Origin of the sequence: Microcystis panniformis FACHB-1757, assembly GCF_001264245.1 — a bacterium.
Lineage (GTDB): Bacteria > Cyanobacteriota > Cyanobacteriia > Cyanobacteriales > Microcystaceae > Microcystis > Microcystis panniformis.
The window spans coordinates 1737169-1751988 of the sequence record NZ_CP011339.1; the positions used below are offsets into that span (position 1 = coordinate 1737169).

11 protein-coding genes and 1 pseudogene are annotated in these 14820 nt (G+C 40.4%); 3 read left to right on the forward strand and 9 right to left on the reverse strand.

What is annotated here, in order from left to right:
- Window positions 1–75: 75 nt before the first annotated feature.
- Entirely contained in the window at window positions 76–1761 is a 1686-nt protein-coding gene (locus VL20_RS08400) for a hypothetical protein (protein WP_052276219.1), read from the reverse strand.
- Window positions 1762–2216: 455 nt separating this feature from the next.
- Complete coding sequence (gene cimA / locus VL20_RS08405) at window positions 2217–3857, reverse strand: citramalate synthase (protein ID WP_052276220.1); 1641 nt, start codon at window positions 3855–3857, stop codon at window positions 2217–2219.
- 62 nt (window positions 3858–3919) lie between these two features.
- On the opposite strand from cimA, the pseudogene VL20_RS33675 reads away from it, so the two are divergent.
- Window positions 3920–3988 (forward strand): annotated as a pseudogene (locus VL20_RS33675) (2Fe-2S iron-sulfur cluster-binding protein); the annotation flags it as partial.
- A 130-nt stretch (window positions 3989–4118) separates the two neighbouring features.
- Complete coding sequence (locus tag VL20_RS08410; RefSeq protein ID WP_052276221.1) at window positions 4119–4664, forward strand: hypothetical protein; 546 nt, start codon at window positions 4119–4121, stop codon at window positions 4662–4664.
- Here the strand turns inward: VL20_RS08410 and sds are convergent.
- Complete coding sequence (gene sds, locus VL20_RS08415) at window positions 4661–5632, reverse strand: solanesyl diphosphate synthase (protein ID WP_052276222.1); 972 nt, start codon at window positions 5630–5632, stop codon at window positions 4661–4663. The two genes, VL20_RS08410 and sds, sit on opposite strands and share 4 nt — an antisense overlap.
- 176 nt (window positions 5633–5808) lie before the next feature.
- Window positions 5809–5946, reverse strand: a complete 138-nt coding sequence (locus tag VL20_RS31085; RefSeq protein WP_158499333.1) for a hypothetical protein — start codon at window positions 5944–5946, stop codon at window positions 5809–5811.
- Between the two features lie 59 nt (window positions 5947–6005).
- On the opposite strand from VL20_RS31085, the gene VL20_RS08420 reads away from it, so the two are divergent.
- Window positions 6006–6701 carry an HAD family hydrolase gene (locus VL20_RS08420; protein ID WP_002801790.1) on the forward strand — a complete coding sequence of 232 codons (696 nt, stop codon included), beginning with the start codon at window positions 6006–6008 and terminating at the stop codon, window positions 6699–6701.
- Here the strand turns inward: VL20_RS08420 and VL20_RS08425 are convergent.
- The 5 genes from VL20_RS08425 to VL20_RS08445 all read right to left on the reverse strand — a co-directional run bounded on the left by VL20_RS08425 (window position 6698) and on the right by VL20_RS08445 (window position 14474).
- The gene (locus VL20_RS08425) at window positions 6698–7318 is read right to left on the reverse strand and encodes a CPP1-like family protein (RefSeq protein WP_052276223.1); all 621 of its coding nucleotides are present in this window, start codon (window positions 7316–7318) and stop codon (window positions 6698–6700) included. The two genes, VL20_RS08420 and VL20_RS08425, sit on opposite strands and share 4 nt — an antisense overlap.
- An 86-nt stretch (window positions 7319–7404) precedes the next feature.
- Complete coding sequence (locus tag VL20_RS08430) at window positions 7405–8466, reverse strand: CIA30 family protein (protein ID WP_052276224.1); 1062 nt, start codon at window positions 8464–8466, stop codon at window positions 7405–7407.
- A 35-nt stretch (window positions 8467–8501) separates the two neighbouring features.
- Window positions 8502–9743 carry an RNA-guided endonuclease InsQ/TnpB family protein gene (locus VL20_RS08435; RefSeq protein ID WP_052276225.1) on the reverse strand — a complete coding sequence of 414 codons (1242 nt, stop codon included), beginning with the start codon at window positions 9741–9743 and terminating at the stop codon, window positions 8502–8504.
- Between the two features lie 806 nt (window positions 9744–10549).
- Window positions 10550–14179: a DUF7149 domain-containing protein gene (locus VL20_RS08440; protein WP_052276226.1), complete on the reverse strand. Its 3630-nt coding sequence runs from the start codon at window positions 14177–14179 to the stop codon at window positions 10550–10552.
- A 100-nt stretch (window positions 14180–14279) separates the two neighbouring features.
- Window positions 14280–14474 (reverse strand): hypothetical protein, encoded by a 195-nt coding sequence (locus tag VL20_RS08445; RefSeq protein ID WP_052276227.1) that lies wholly within the window; start codon window positions 14472–14474, stop codon window positions 14280–14282.
- Window positions 14475–14820 lie beyond the last annotated feature (346 nt).

Sequence of the window (14820 nt, forward strand, 5' to 3'; positions counted from 1 at the left end):
ACAGCAAAAACTTAATCAGACCAGAGAAAATTATTGCTGACCTCAACGATAAATTTTACTCGACATTGACTAACCTTAAAAAGGTTGAAAATAATTGACAGATTTTTTATTGTTAGGCGTGATTAAATAATCGTACAAATATGCTTTCTCAAAAGAATCTAGAGTTGAATTAGTCAGGGGTTTAAAGGAGAATTTCTTAGTCCCGACAACAATTGGAGTAGTTGTGCGTACAAGTTTACCATCTTTTTCCTGTAACAAAATAATTTGCGAAGTTTTAACTTGACGAGCCGATTCCCAAGGATAATAATAGTACAGCAATCCATTCTCGTTATTTAAAGCCATTTCTCCATTGGCGGCGATTTTTTGCTGCCAATCAGGATTGAGCTTATATAGTTTAGGAACGTTTTTCCATTGCCAAGGAAATTGATAAAGTTGACCGACTACACTGGGCATAGACCAAGCAAAAGGAGTCAACTGATTTCCCCAAGGTAAACTAGGAGCGTCGACTAAAATAACTTGTCCATCGCTCAGATCCGGGGCTAATTGTATAACATCAGCCCAAAAAGCTTGCTGATATTTCCAACTTAGTTTATTTTGCTGTTGCACGATAATCCCAAATCCAACCAACAAAGAAAAATAAGTCGCTAAGAGGAGAGCCGCAAGATTTTTTTGCCGATAACTATTGGCTAAATAAACAATCAAATAGCCAAGAATTCCCCCAAGAATAGAAGCTCCAACCACGGCAGCCGCATGAACACGGGAATCACGTCCACTAATGAGGGTAGCAGGAACGGTAAAAGTGAAGGGATAGGCCAAGAATAATAAACTTATCCCCAGAAGGCTCAACTGTTTAATTATCGGCCAATTTTCCCCACTATCTAGTCCCGAAAAACGAGAATTTTGTAAGAATAGCCATAGCAACATAAGTAATGAAAGAGGCACAAAAATTAACAATTCTCCCCCGAGATTGTGCAAAGTTTGCCAAGGACGATAGAAAAATGTTCCTAAACAGACAAATGGTCCAGTAATTATTTGACGAATCGGAGTAGATATAGCGGTTGCTATATCTAAGTCTCCAACTCGGCTATCACCAGTCAACTTTCTGAGAATTAAAACAACTAGGAAAATCGTACCTAAGATGAATAGATGTTTAATTAATTCTTTAAATATCTCCGACTGAGGCTTTTTGGTTAGAAAAGGTGCGGTGATAAACAGCAAAAAACAGGTCTCATAACTAAGAAAAGAAGCAGTAATCAATAGGTAAGACCAAATTTTTTTATCGTTCAGATAACTTAAAAAAGCGAGTAAAAGAAAGGTTATGGCGGGCAAAATGTGAATATGAGTGAGAAAAGCCCTAGTGTTGTCGGCAGGAAATAAAGTAAATGCAAGGGTACCCGTCAAAACAAAAATAGGTTGATTCCAGAGACGTTGGAGAAATAGATAAAAGAGGATATTATTGGTTAATGCCAATAGATAGGCACTTATATAAATAAGCGGCAATCCTCCCAATTTTCCAGCAAAGTATGCAGAGAAGAAGAGGATGTTAAAGCCGACAACTCTACCTTGAAAAAATGCCAAATTCATGTTCTTAACAAAGTCAACAAATCTGGAAAAGTCCATGGTCAGTATGTTACCGATGAAAGCGTAATCATCTTCGTATAAACCCAAGTGATTAAAATACCAAAAGTGGGCGATCCAAGTAATCAATGCAATGGTTAAAAATGTCGTAATTTTGAAGGATTTATTATTCAGTAACATCATTGATTTTCCTATAGCTTGTGTAGTCATAAATCAAGATTTTATGTGAAATTTACAGCTTCAACAGGCTGATCAATTGAATTACCTAGTTAAGCTTGCTTGCTCTTGTTGGACGGATTATGGATTCTTTCTGATAATATATCAGTGTTTAAACTCTGTCAAGGCGAGATTATACTAAATCCTGTTTAAAAGGTATAAGGGAGATAGGAGACGGGAGATTCAGTTATCAGTAAACAGTAAACAGTAATCAGTGGTTAGTGGGAATTATGAATTATGAATTATGAATTGGGAATTGGGGAGTGGGGAGAAAAAATATAGCGGTTTTCAGTCTAATAAGATATAGTAAATCCCTTGATAGATAGGCGTTTTAGCGTTTCAATCGGGACTCACTTCTGTGAAAACCGCTATATGATATAACAATGCCTGCTCACTGATAACTGATAACTGATAACTGTTGCTTAAATTATCCCCAAAGGACAAAATTGACCCGATAATTCTAGTTTATTGTTTTGCAGCAGATATAAACCGTATTCAATTCCTTCTACTACTGCTTGATAGGAAGCTTCCAAAATATTACTAGACACTCCCACGGTTGTCCATCTTTGTTGACCGTTACTGGACTCGATTAAAACCCTAGTTTTCGCTGCCGTCCCCGAACCACTATCGAGGATTCTCACTTTATAATCGGTCAGGTGAAAGTTAGCAATTTCGGGATAGAATTTGACTAAAGCTTTTCTTAAAGCCCGATCTAAAGCAGCCACTGGTCCGTTACCCTCGGCCACTTCTAATAAATCTTCCTCTTTTACCTGTACTTTAATTGTCGCAATCGCATTACCACTATCCCGGAGCATATCACAATAAACTTGGAATCCTTTTAATTCAAAAAGGTGGCTTCTCTGTCCCAAAGCTTCCCGCATTAATAACTCAAAACTAGCTTCGGCTGCTTCAAATTGATAACCCTCACTTTCCAAGATTTTTAAACGTTCCAGAATTTGCCGACAGGTGGGATCATCTTTATTTAAATCGATGCCAAAACTGCGCGCTTTCGCTAAGACATTACTTAATCCCGATTGGTCAGAAATGACGATGCGGCGCTGATTCCCGATCGCTTCTGGATTAATATGTTCATAGGTCAGGGGATTTTTCGCCACCGCAGAAACGTGAATACCACCCTTATGGGCAAAAGCGGAACGTCCGACGAAGGGAGCGTGATCATCCGGGGCTAAATTGACCATTTCGCTGATTTTTCGGCTAGTTCCCGTCAATCGGCCTAATTGATTTTCTTCTAGGCAGGAAAAGCCCATTTTTAACTGAAGATTGGGAATTAAAGTACATAAATTGGCATTGCCGCAGCGTTCCCCATAACCGTTAATTGTGCCTTGAATCATGCGTGCGCCCTCGTTAACTGCCGCTAAGGAGTTAGCCACGGCGGTTCCTGCGTCATTATGAGCATGAATGCCTAATTGAGGCGCATTTTCCTCATCGGGATCGATGCCCAATTGCTGCCGCACTTTCTCCACAATGGGGGCGATTTCTTGGGGTAAAGTGCCACCGTTGGTATCACAGAAAACTAACCATTCGGCCCCAGCAGCCCTGGCGGTTTTGAGGGTTAAAAGGGCGTATTCGGGGTTATTTTTGTAACCATCAAACCAATGTTCGGCATCATAAATGACTCGTTTTCCCTGACAGCGTAGATACTCGATCGTATCTCCTATCATGGCTAAATTCTCCTCCAGACTGGTTTTTAAGCCCTCTGTGACGTGCAGATCCCAAGATTTGCCGAAAATTGTCACCCAACGGGTTCTAGCGGCGAGAATGGCGGTTAACATCCGATCTTCCCGGGCCTCGATCTGGGGGCGACGAGTGGAACAAAAAGCGACTAATTCCGCTTGTTTTAGGGGTTCTTCGTGCAGTTTCCAGAAAAATTGACCGTCTCTTGGGTTTGCGCCTGGCCAACCGCCTTCGATAAAAGGAATACCCATCCGATCTAATTCCCTGGCGATTTTAATTTTATCTTCGAGGGAGAGGGAAATACCTTCTCGCTGGGCCCCGTCCCGGAGAGTAGTGTCATAGACCCAAATGCGCTTACCATTGTTCATATAAATAGTCAATAGGTGTTAATATTAATTAATAACTGTAGCGACTTAAAATCACGCCCCTAATGCCTAGAATAACAGTTTACGGTCAAACAATCACCTGCGATCGAGGTGAAAATCTCCGTTCAGTTATCAGTTATCAGTTATCAGTTATCAGTTTTGAGTTTTGAGTGAACAGTATTAAGTGTTAAAGTGTTAGAGTATTAAGTGGCAAGTTCGGAGCCTTCTTTTCACTGTTTACTGTTTACTGATTAAGGTTATCAAATGAACGAGACAACAACTTTTCGGATATCACCAATAATTCGGGTAACTTTATTAAGTTTATATGTGGCGTTAACCATCCCTTTACCCTTTTTAGCAAAAGTCACTAATTCCCCTGTTAATCCCAATTTTCTCTGGGTAGGAATTAGCTTAGGATTAATCGCTTTATACGGAGCTTTAAGTGAAAGAGTCATTTTATCAGAAACAGGGATACAAGTTACCTATCCCCAATGGTTTCCTGCTTTTCTTCGCTCTGGTTGGTGGTTAAATTGGACAGATATAAAAGAACTTAAATGTCGCAGTACAGGACAGGGTGGTTTAGTTTATTATTTCCTTGATCGCTCCTCGGAAAAAGCCTATTTATTGCCGATGCGAGTAGTGGGATTTAATCGCATGGTCAAAATAATCGCAGAAAAAACTAACTTGGATATGACTGATATTCGCCCCCTTTCTCAGCCTTGGATGTATGGAATTCTTTTTATTCTCACCCTATTTTTATTATTAGTCGATGCTTGGACTATTGCTACGGCGAGAACTATTATTCCCTAATAAATTCGGCTCAAAACGTAATCTACTAGCTCGATTAACACATCTTTTGAGGGAGAAGAAGCTAAACAGTCAAGGTGTTTTAAGGCACTTTGACCATACTGATTGGCTAACTCTTTTGAGCGAGGAATACCTTGGCTAGAGTGAATAAAATCAAGAGCTTTTTCGATGTCTCCTTCCTGACTAAATTCCCGTTCGATCAACACTTCTATATAGGGATTTTCCTCCATGGCAAAGAGAGCGGGAGCAGTGATATTACCACTGATCAAATCGGAGCCAGAGGGTTTTCCTAATACTTCCGTGGGGGAGGTAAAATCGAGAATATCATCGACGATTTGAAAAGCTAATCCTAAATTGCGACCATAATTATATAAATGATGATTAACTTCAGCCGATTGCTCGCTTAATACTCCAGCTGCTTTGGCACTATTGGCAATTAAAGAAGCCGTTTTGTAGTAACTTTTTTCTAGATAAGCTTCCAGGGAGATACTGGTATCAAAGCGATTAATTCCCTGTTGAATTTCCCCTTCAGCAAAATCACGAATCACTTCCGAGAGCAATTTTACCACTTCTAAATTATCTAAATTAGCTAGATACCAAGAAGATTGAGCGAAAAGAAAATCCCCCGCTAAAACCGCCACGCGATTGTCAAATAAACTGTTAACGGTGGGAACACCCCGGCGCAATTCTGCCTCATCTACCACATCATCATGGACAAGACTGGCAGTGTGGATCATCTCCGTGATTTCCGCTAATCGACGATGACGGGGAGTGATATCCCGGTCTAACATAGTAGCGCGAGATACCAGCAACACGATCGCCGGTCGAACGCGTTTACCGCCGGCCTCGAACAAATGTTCTGCTGCCGCCGCTAAAATGGGATGACGAGCGCCGACGAGGTTTTTTAAGTTATCGGTCAAAAGACGGAGATCATCGTCAACGGGTGCGAATAAAGAAGTTGTTGGGATCATTGGTTAGCCAATTGGCGAGATAGTTACGAAAGTTTACATATCCTTACATTTATTTTAAGCTAACCGTCCAGACTAGGGAAGGGGAAGCATCAGTGATCAGTGATCAGTAATCAGTGAGGGGTTGGGGTTTTAGGGTTTTAGGGGTTGGGGTTTTAGGGTTTTAGGGTTTTAGGGTTTTAGTTGAAATTTCCCCACTTCCCCACCTCCCCACACCCCACACCCCACTTCCCCACTTCCTCACCTCCCCATTTCCCCATTTCCCCACACCCCACACCCCACTTCCCTAATCTTTTTCCCGACAAAACTCTTGTCATTGTCAAGACTCTAGGGTAACTTGTATATAAAAATTAATAAAGCGAGAAGTATTAGAGCGATGTTGAGACTAATTAGCGACTTTGACGGGCCGATAATGGACGTATCGGAGCGATATTACCAAGTTTATCAAGACTGTTTACAGAAAACCGCCTATAAAGGTCAAATTATCGGGGAATTATCGAAAGCGGAATTCTGGCAGTTAAAACGGGATCAGGTTTCTGAGAAGCGTATCGGGGAAATGTCAGGATTAGATGAAGATCAAGCGCGTAAATTTGCCCATCTTCGTCGTCAAACTGTCCATACTTTACCCTATCTTGTCCACGATCGCCCGGTGGTTGGTTCTTTGGAAACTCTCCAGAAAATCCAAGAGTTAAAGATCGATTTAGTCGTGATGACGATGCGGCGGGTATCCGAGCTAGATCATGCCTTTAATCGCCACGATATCGGTCGTTTTTTCGCCGCTAATCGTCGTTATTGTCTAAATAATAATTACACCAAAACCAACGACGTGCGCGACAAAACCCTGCTTATGGCTAAGGCCGCTAAGGAACTGCCGGCGGCTGCCGATACTTGGATGGTGGGGGATACGGAAGCGGATATTGCCGCCGCTAAAAGCCAAAATATTAAGGTTATTGGCGTATTATCGGGGATTCGCAGCCGTTCCCGTTTAGAGAGCTACGAGCCTGATTATATCGTCAATAACCTTGGGGAAGCAGTGGACGTGATCTTAGGCTCCCTACGAGCGATTGGTTAACGGAAAAAACTACTAATCACCCAAAAGATCAGAAAAGTGACGAGCGCATAAATTTGGCGATCGCCGAATATATGCAAATCAGCCTTGGCCGCTAAACTGGCTAATCCCGCTCCCAGAGCGACTCCTAGCAATAAACCAGCGAGAGTGAATAGTAAGGCGCGGCCAAAACGTTTTTCCTTGCGGTTGAAAAAATAGATATTAACGAAAACGCCAAAAGCTAAGAGCAGCGGTAAAAGGGAGCCACTGGGATCGGGAACTAACAGCGTTATTGCTCCTAAACAAGCGTAAATCACTGCTGGTACACCGATATCCCGTGCAGAAGGTGTATCGATTGAGCTTCGCCACCAGTTAGGAGATTTGCTGCTAGTAACTGGTTTACTTTCCACCGGAATCGTCAGACGTTCAGGAAAACGAATGCGATCGGGAACTTTAATTCTACCCTCCTGTCGCATCCGCAGTCGATCCATGAGGACGGAATCGTAGGCCGACTCGATCAATTCGACAATTTTGCTATCATTTTGATACTGTTGCACCAGTCTTTGTTTGGCCTCTTGAATTTCTTCAAAAGAGGATTCTTCAGTAACCCCAAGTTGTTCGTAGGGATTCTGTTCACTCATGAACATACCTCCTTAATTATGCTCCCGATAGTCATGATCTTAACCCGATGTTCTGTAGTTTAACTTGAGATGCAAGCTTATTTAAATTAATTAAGTTTAGCGAAAATCTGAGCAGAATCGATCGCTTCGTAGGGATAACCACTGGCATCTAAAAGGCTTTTTTCGGCGATTTCTCCTTCCTTAACGATAATTAAGCGGTTTTTACCCCCGTAGGCCTTAATTGTGACAATTTCTAAAGCAAATAATCCTGGGGAGAAACGGGGATTTAAGGCCCCATCGTACTCGAATTTACTCTGCATTAACTGCAAAGCATAGACGCTACTGCTATCAAAGGGTGCTGCCTCCCGCAGGGTTTTGGCCCGCAGCACTGGGATTAAATCGCCAAAAGGAATAGAAATCGTTTGCCAAGTGCGATCAAGTGTATCAAAAGAATAACAGTAACCGATACCATCCCAACGTCCTTCACAGCGCAGAATTAATTTATAGCGTTTTCCGTCCCCTTGTACCTGTAATTCTATTCCCTCGTAGTTAGATAAATTTAGGGGAGGATTCAGGTTTCTGGTACGAACTGAGGCAAAACCGCCGTTATTTTCAGTTCTAACGATACCGGAAAAGAGCGCTCGTCCTCCGGTTAGGGTTATCTGACTCTCACTCACTCCTCCCATTACCACATCATCCACCGCACCCCAGATTTCTTTTATATCACTGCTGGGATTGCTAAAGTCAAAGAGGGTTTTTTCGGCGGTTATCCCAGCATTTTTCAATAAATCGAGTAAATTAGCTAAACTATGGCGGTTATTCTCCCCTTGACAGTAGATAATTCTCTCAATCCCTGTGAATAATTGCGGGGTTTGCAGAGCAAATAAATCGACATTTTCAGCCAATAATTGACGTGCAGACTCGATATTATCGACTAAAGCGCGGATTTGATAGTTTTGCTGCTGTAGTTGGGTGATTACTTTTCTACCGATCGCATTTTCCCCACCAATGACTAAAATGGTCTTCATCCCTTGCTCATTTGTTAGCTGATTTTTTTTATCTTCCCCGAAACCGAGCAGCTTTTGCAGACAACTCCACAGGGGAATACTATCAAAATAGTCTAGAGTTTGCCAAAATCTCTGAAAATCCCAGCTTTTTGACTCAGCCATAACTTTTCTCTCCTCAAAAGGTACTGTTGACATCCTCACCGCCGGGGCCGGACGGTGATTCCCGGCAGATCAAACAAACTTAATTGAACGACCGACCGCTGGGTTGACGCTTCACGGGATGCTGCTTCTTTAACAGAAGTCTTATGCTGTCCTCCACGCCCGTTTAAAGTCTCCGATTGCCCACCGGCGACCTTGATATTAATTGCAGCGTTTACATCCCTATCATGGAAAGTCCCACAAAAAAGACATTCCCACTCACGGATATTCAACGCTTTCTTACCGCCGATATTCCCACAACAGGAACATCTCTGAGACGTTGGCTCCCATCGGGAAATTATCCGAAAATCACGCCCATATTTATCAGATTTTGCCGATAGCATATCTCGGAAAGAACGCCATCCTAAGTCTGATATGGCACGGGATAACTTACGATTTTTAACCATTCCCGATGTGTTTAAATCCTCTAAAATTATCGTTTGATTTTCACGAACAACTCTAGTGGATAGTTTCTGCAAAAAATCAGTGCGAGTGTCTTTAATCTTTGCGTGGATTTTAGCTACTCGTTTCCTAGCTTTTTCCCGTCGGTTACTTCCTTTTTGCTTTCTAGAAAGGTTTTTCTGTGCCTTTCTTAGTCGTTTTAATCGTTTTTTTAACGGTTTAGGAGCGTCTATCTTTTCCCCTGTTGAGAGAGTCGCAAAAGTAGCAATCCCTAGATCAATTCCCACTGACTCCCCATTATTGGGAAGTATTTCGGGCTGAATCTCGACAACAAAACTAAGAAAGTATCGATCTGCTGCATCTTTAATCACGGTGACGCTAGAAGGTTTAGAAGGTAATGGACGACTCCAAACTATTCTTAAATCACCGATTTTTGCTAAAGTAACGTGATATTGATTGATGGTAAAACCATTGTCAGTAAATCTCGCTGATTGTTTAGATTTACGCTTCTTAAATTTAGGAGGTTTGACTTTTCTTCCTTTTCTCTCTCCCTTGCAAGATGCAAAAAAGTTAGAATAGGCTGTCTCTAAGTCTCTCAAAGACTGTTGTAAAGGGATAGAAGAAACCTCGGTCAACCACTGCTTTTCTTCTGTTTTTTTGACTTGAGTTAGTCTTTTAGATAACTCGGTATATTTTGGCTTTTTCTCTCCTTGTCGATAGAGTTCTTGACAGTGAGCTAAGGTATCGTTCCAGACAACGCGCACACACCCGAACAACTGAGACAAAAGCCTCTTTTGTTGGTCTGTTGGGTAAATACGGTATTGATACCTCGCTTTCATTGGGTTAATATGTGTGTGTCTGTATTTATTTTAACTAGGTCTGTTAATAATGTCAAGTCGGTTAGTAATCAGTGATCAGTAATCAGTAAAAAGACAGTAGGAAACTTCTAAGTACCTAAGCAAAATTAATTACACATATCTAACCACCTCTTGCCTCTTGCCTCTTGTCTCTTGCCTATCTTCACTAGGAAATTAATTTTGCACGACTACTTATTTAATACTGCACACTTAAAAACTCACATCTGATAACTGATAACTTACCCACTGATAACTGATAACTGATAACTGATAACTGAGAGGTGCGCCACTGGAAGTTCTTAAGTGCTACATCAAAAATCAGGAAAAGCCGTCGTAAAACGACGGGGTTTTAACCCAAATTTTCGATAAAGTTAGTCTAACCAAACCAGCTTTAATCCTTGCGGCAAAGCTTTCCTTTTCGTCTCTATTTCTTTCGCTCGTTAATTTCTCTGAAAACCCCTATATATATTTAGGCACGGATTCCCATTATATAAAAAGTATAAGTCAAGTCTTGGCTTTTGTCAAGCATTTTGGTTGAGATTCTTTTGGGTGTAAGCTGTACTGAATTTAAATTACTTGTTGAGATAAGGCACTCTTGCAATAGGTAAGAGGAAGGTATAGGGGAAGCGCGGAGATGGGTTTTAAAGTTCGATTGGGAGTTCACGAGAACAAATGTATTGAACTTAAGTCCCCCTTAAAAAGGGGGACTTAGGGGGATCAAATTTTTGTCAGTCCTTTGGGATGCTTTTGGGTGCGTTACGCTTCGCTAACACACCCTACATTTATATTTATTTGATTTCTCCCTCTATTATCCTGATTTCCTCCTCGCTTAATCCATACAATTCATACACTATTTTGTCAATCTCTTTTTCTAACTCGCTGGTGTCAGCTTTGGGATTAGATTTTTTAGCCGTGAGAATTTGATCTACAAGTGCAATTATAGGTTGCTGTTGTTCTTGACTAATTTCTCTTACTGGAATACTTTTTACCGAGACAAGCTTTATTTCTAGATCAGTATCAAAATTTTTATACCAAATATTTATTAAATGAGAATTTAAAATTCCCAATAAATACTTTAAATCTAAATTTACCGTATTTAAATTGTTCTTATAAATAACAGAACAAGTATATAATCCATGAATTCCATCCCTATCATAACAAGCAACTATTCTAGGAAATAATGATATTTTTCGCATTCTCTGAAAATAAATTTTTTCAGTATCTACTATTTCTTTTGGCAAACAACTATGTAATTCTTTGCTTCTCTTAACGTATAAGTTTTCAAATACTATACTATAGGAAGCAATATTTCTTCCATTAATTGCTGGTTCCCAGCTTTGATCTATTTGATTATTAGATAATAGGTCAGTATTTTTATTTTCCTTATCTCCATAGGGTTTTGTACCTTGTTTCAGTTGAAAAAGCTCGCCTAATTTTCTAAATTTGTTCATATTGTTTATAATTTCATCTAATATAAGTTTTCTTCTGAGATTAATTTTCTTCTCTCTATCATTTATAAAAATTGAGTATGGTATTTCTTGAATAATTTCCCATTCATCATCATATAGATTATTATATTTATAATCTGGATAGGCAACCATCGCAGAAGTAGTTGAGTCTTTTTTCGGTTTAATATATTGGGAAATATTTATTACAGTGACTACATCAGGAGCATCTTCAAAAATATTCTTTCTCAACTCAATAGCTTTAATAATATGTGTATTTTGAATAAGAAAACTTCTTAGAGATTCAGATTGAGTGTTATAAAGAAATGTATTAGGAGCAATATAGCATTGATAGTATTGAGATTTTAAAAGTTGATAAGCTCTTTCATAAAATAATTTAAAAGAATCGATTTTCCCTTGACTCGAAATAGGATATTTTGTTTTATAAAAACTCTTTTCCATTTCCTTGAATTTCACTCCATAAGGAGGATTACCAATTACCACATCAAAACCGATAAAATTCCCCTTATCATCTAGAACTTCGGGGAACTCGAAGCGCCATTCAAAAGCATTATGATAAATCTTACCGCTTTCAATCTCCTCCAGTTGCGGACGTAACTTATCAATCTCATTCCTTAACTGAATAATCTTCCTTTCCCGCGCTTTCTTTTCCTTGGGTGACTCCTCAAATAACAAAATTTGATTCTCTAGACTATATAAATCCGTTTCCAAACCGCGCAAGCGCTTTTTCAGAGGATTATCTCCCTGTAAAGTCTGACGAAAACTACTCTTAATCTCACTTATCAATCTCTCCATCTCGCGCTTTTGCGATTTATCCTCCGCGTTGCGATAGACTCTCACCGCATCCTTATAACTCTCGATACTTAAACGATTTTTGCGGGAAAAGACTTGTAAATCATTGGATAACCCAAAGCGACTAATCAGAGAATTGCCAACCTTGATATTAATATCGATATTCGGTAACGTCTCTAACTCGTTATCTGCTTTGTAGTAAGCATTCTTGAGTAACTCAATCCATAAACGCAACCGACAGATTTTCACCGAGTTGGGATTGATATCAACTCCAAAGAGACACCCCTCAATCAGACGCTGTTTTTCCTGAAATAAAGTCTCCTGTACGCGCTGACTTTCTCGGTTGCGGGGATTATACTCAAACAGATTACCGTCATCATCGGTGACGATTAACTCATCGTTCACCACCTCAACCCGATAATCCCTGAGAGTTTTCCCCTCTTTATCCACTAAAATCTGTAACTCACTCTTAATTGCGATTATCTCGTTCAAAGCAGAAACAAGAAAATGTCCCGAACCCACCGCAGGATCACAAATTTTGAGACTATTGATAATAGCATTGGCTGCCGTTTTATCTTTGATGCGGTTATATACATCCTCGATAGTCTGACAATCCCATCCCTGACTCTGGTTAAATTTCTCTATCACTGCGCGTCGAATCGTTTCCCGACACATATACATAGTGATGAAACCGGGGGTGAAAAAGGAACCATCCTTATATCCGTTGATTTTCTCGAAGATTAATCCCAACACCGACGCATTGATAAGAGTCTTGTTATCCTCCTGTATCGCTTCCCCACCTTCGCTGCTAAAATCGTAGGCATTGAGAAACTCGAATAGGTATGCTAAAGCGTTGATTTCTCCTGTTCGCTTTTTCCCCTGACTATCCTTTAAGACTGTTCCCGCAAAAATCTCTAAATTCTCCGAACGCAGGTTACTGATAACTATGGTTGATTGTTCTAATTCCGTCGGTTCAAATAGGGAACTGTTGAGATAGGGAACCTGAGTATAGATATTCTGGATGTCTTTGCTTCTTTCTGACTGTTTTTTGGCTAAAACGCTGAAAAATAAGCGATTTAAGTCGTCATAGTCGGCAATTTTGCTTAAATTGAGAAACCCTAGGGATTTATCCCCCCGATGATACCTAATTATCTGCGCTTCTAATAGTTTGAGGAAGAGGATTCTATTTATCCAGGTTATCCCCAACTCTAAACCGATATTCAATAGTCTCTCCTCTTCCGTCTCCCCAAATTCTTCGGGATTGGGTAAACGAGAGATTTTATCTAAACTCTCCACTTGACTGATAGCGTTCTCTAGCAGCGAACCGGGTTGACGCGCTGCCGGTTGCAGACGTTGGATGAGTTTTTTTCCTCCCTCTTTTATCTCTGTCAATCCGATGATATGCAGCAGTTCACTATAAAAGTTTTTGTCGAGACTGTTGCTATCGTTCGCAAAGGGGAGTTTTAAGAGGTGTTCGGGAGAAAAGATTTTATAGAGACTGATGAGGTTATGTTCGTCCTCCCGGATGGTTTGGGAGTATTCCCGCAAGTCAAAATGGGTGTATGTCAGGGAATCGAGTCTGGAGTTAAGGAAAGGTTCCCCTATCTGTTTGTAGAAGAAGTCGGTGGTTTTTCCCGTTAGTCTCCCCGTCTCAAAGTCATTAAACTGTCTGACAAGTTCCTGATTTTGTGCGCATAGTCTCTCGAAGATATTCCCATCGAAGATAAACCACTCATATATATTGGTAGCAATCAGGTGTTTTATCTCTAGGTTTTTCTCGGTTATTCTTTCCCGTAGGAAGTAGAGGAGTAATTCCTGTAATGCTTTACAGTTGAGTTTGTCTCTCCGCAGCATCTCGCTTTTATTGCTGGGTTTCTTGACTTCCAGTATCACCCCCACGGAATCCCGCGACTCTTTCCCATTATGGATGACTAAATCATTCCTTCCCTTGGTGTTGATGAAATGTTGGGGACTATAGTAGCTGTGTTTGAGAAAGTCTGCAAGCAGGTTTTTGTGGAACTCCTCCGATTCTGTCTCGTTTATACTCCCCAAGAGTTGTTCTAGGTGGGTTTGAAACTTCTCCACCTGACTACGATTCGGTTTGACTCTCAGAAATGCTTTGTTTAATGCTTGTCGGGGAGAGAAAATTTCAGTCTTCATACCTTATATCCTTATTCCTACCCATCCCGATTTTTGAGTCTATTTTTTTCTCTCTTATCTTCCCTCAAAAACCCTATATATATGGGCGCACGGATTCCGATTATACATAAAGTCTAAAGCAAGTCTCGCCATTTGTCAAGGGTTTTGAGAAAAAAATCGAGCCGATTTTATAATCACCGTAACAACAATTCAGATCGTAGGGATAATTCCGTAGGGATAATTCCGTGGGGATAATTCCGTAGGGATAATTCCGTAGGGATAATTCCGTAGGGATAATTCCGTAGGGATAATTCATGAATTATCCCTACGATATTATGTGAAATTTTCCGTCTTCATACCTTTATCCCTATTCCTACCCAACCCAGTTTTGGAGGCTATTTTTTTCTCTCTTATCTTGGCTCAAAAACCCTATATATATGGGCGCACGGATTCCCATTATATAAAAATTCTAAAGCAAGTCTCGCCATTTGTCAAGGGTTTTCAGAAAAAAAATCGGGCCGATTTTATAATCACCGTAACAACAATTCAGAGCGTAGGGATAATTCCGTGGGGATAATTCCGTAGGGATAATTCCGTAGGGATAATTCCGTGGGGATAATTCCGTAGGGATAATTTACAGTAGGGATAATTCATGAATTATC

Excerpts from the sequence above, each read along its gene's own strand:
- VL20_RS08400 (WP_052276219.1), bottom strand. The coding sequence starts at position 1,761 with ATGATGTTACTGAATAATAAATCCTTCAAAATTACGACATTTTTAACC.
- cimA (WP_052276220.1), bottom strand. The coding sequence starts at position 3,857 with ATGAACAATGGTAAGCGCATTTGGGTCTATGACACTACTCTCCGGGAC.
- VL20_RS08410 (WP_052276221.1), top strand. The coding sequence starts at position 4,119 with ATGAACGAGACAACAACTTTTCGGATATCACCAATAATTCGGGTAACT.
- sds (WP_052276222.1), bottom strand. The coding sequence starts at position 5,632 with ATGATCCCAACAACTTCTTTATTCGCACCCGTTGACGATGATCTCCGT.
- VL20_RS31085 (WP_158499333.1), bottom strand. The coding sequence starts at position 5,946 with ATGACAAGAGTTTTGTCGGGAAAAAGATTAGGGAAGTGGGGTGTGGGG.
- VL20_RS08420 (WP_002801790.1), top strand. The coding sequence starts at position 6,006 with ATGTTGAGACTAATTAGCGACTTTGACGGGCCGATAATGGACGTATCG.
- VL20_RS08425 (WP_052276223.1), bottom strand. The coding sequence starts at position 7,318 with ATGAGTGAACAGAATCCCTACGAACAACTTGGGGTTACTGAAGAATCC.
- VL20_RS08430 (WP_052276224.1), bottom strand. The coding sequence starts at position 8,466 with ATGGCTGAGTCAAAAAGCTGGGATTTTCAGAGATTTTGGCAAACTCTA.
- VL20_RS08435 (WP_052276225.1), bottom strand. The coding sequence starts at position 9,743 with ATGAAAGCGAGGTATCAATACCGTATTTACCCAACAGACCAACAAAAG.
- VL20_RS08440 (WP_052276226.1), bottom strand. The coding sequence starts at position 14,179 with ATGAAGACTGAAATTTTCTCTCCCCGACAAGCATTAAACAAAGCATTT.
- VL20_RS08445 (WP_052276227.1), bottom strand. The coding sequence starts at position 14,474 with ATGAATTATCCCTACGGAATTATCCCTACGGAATTATCCCTACGGAAT.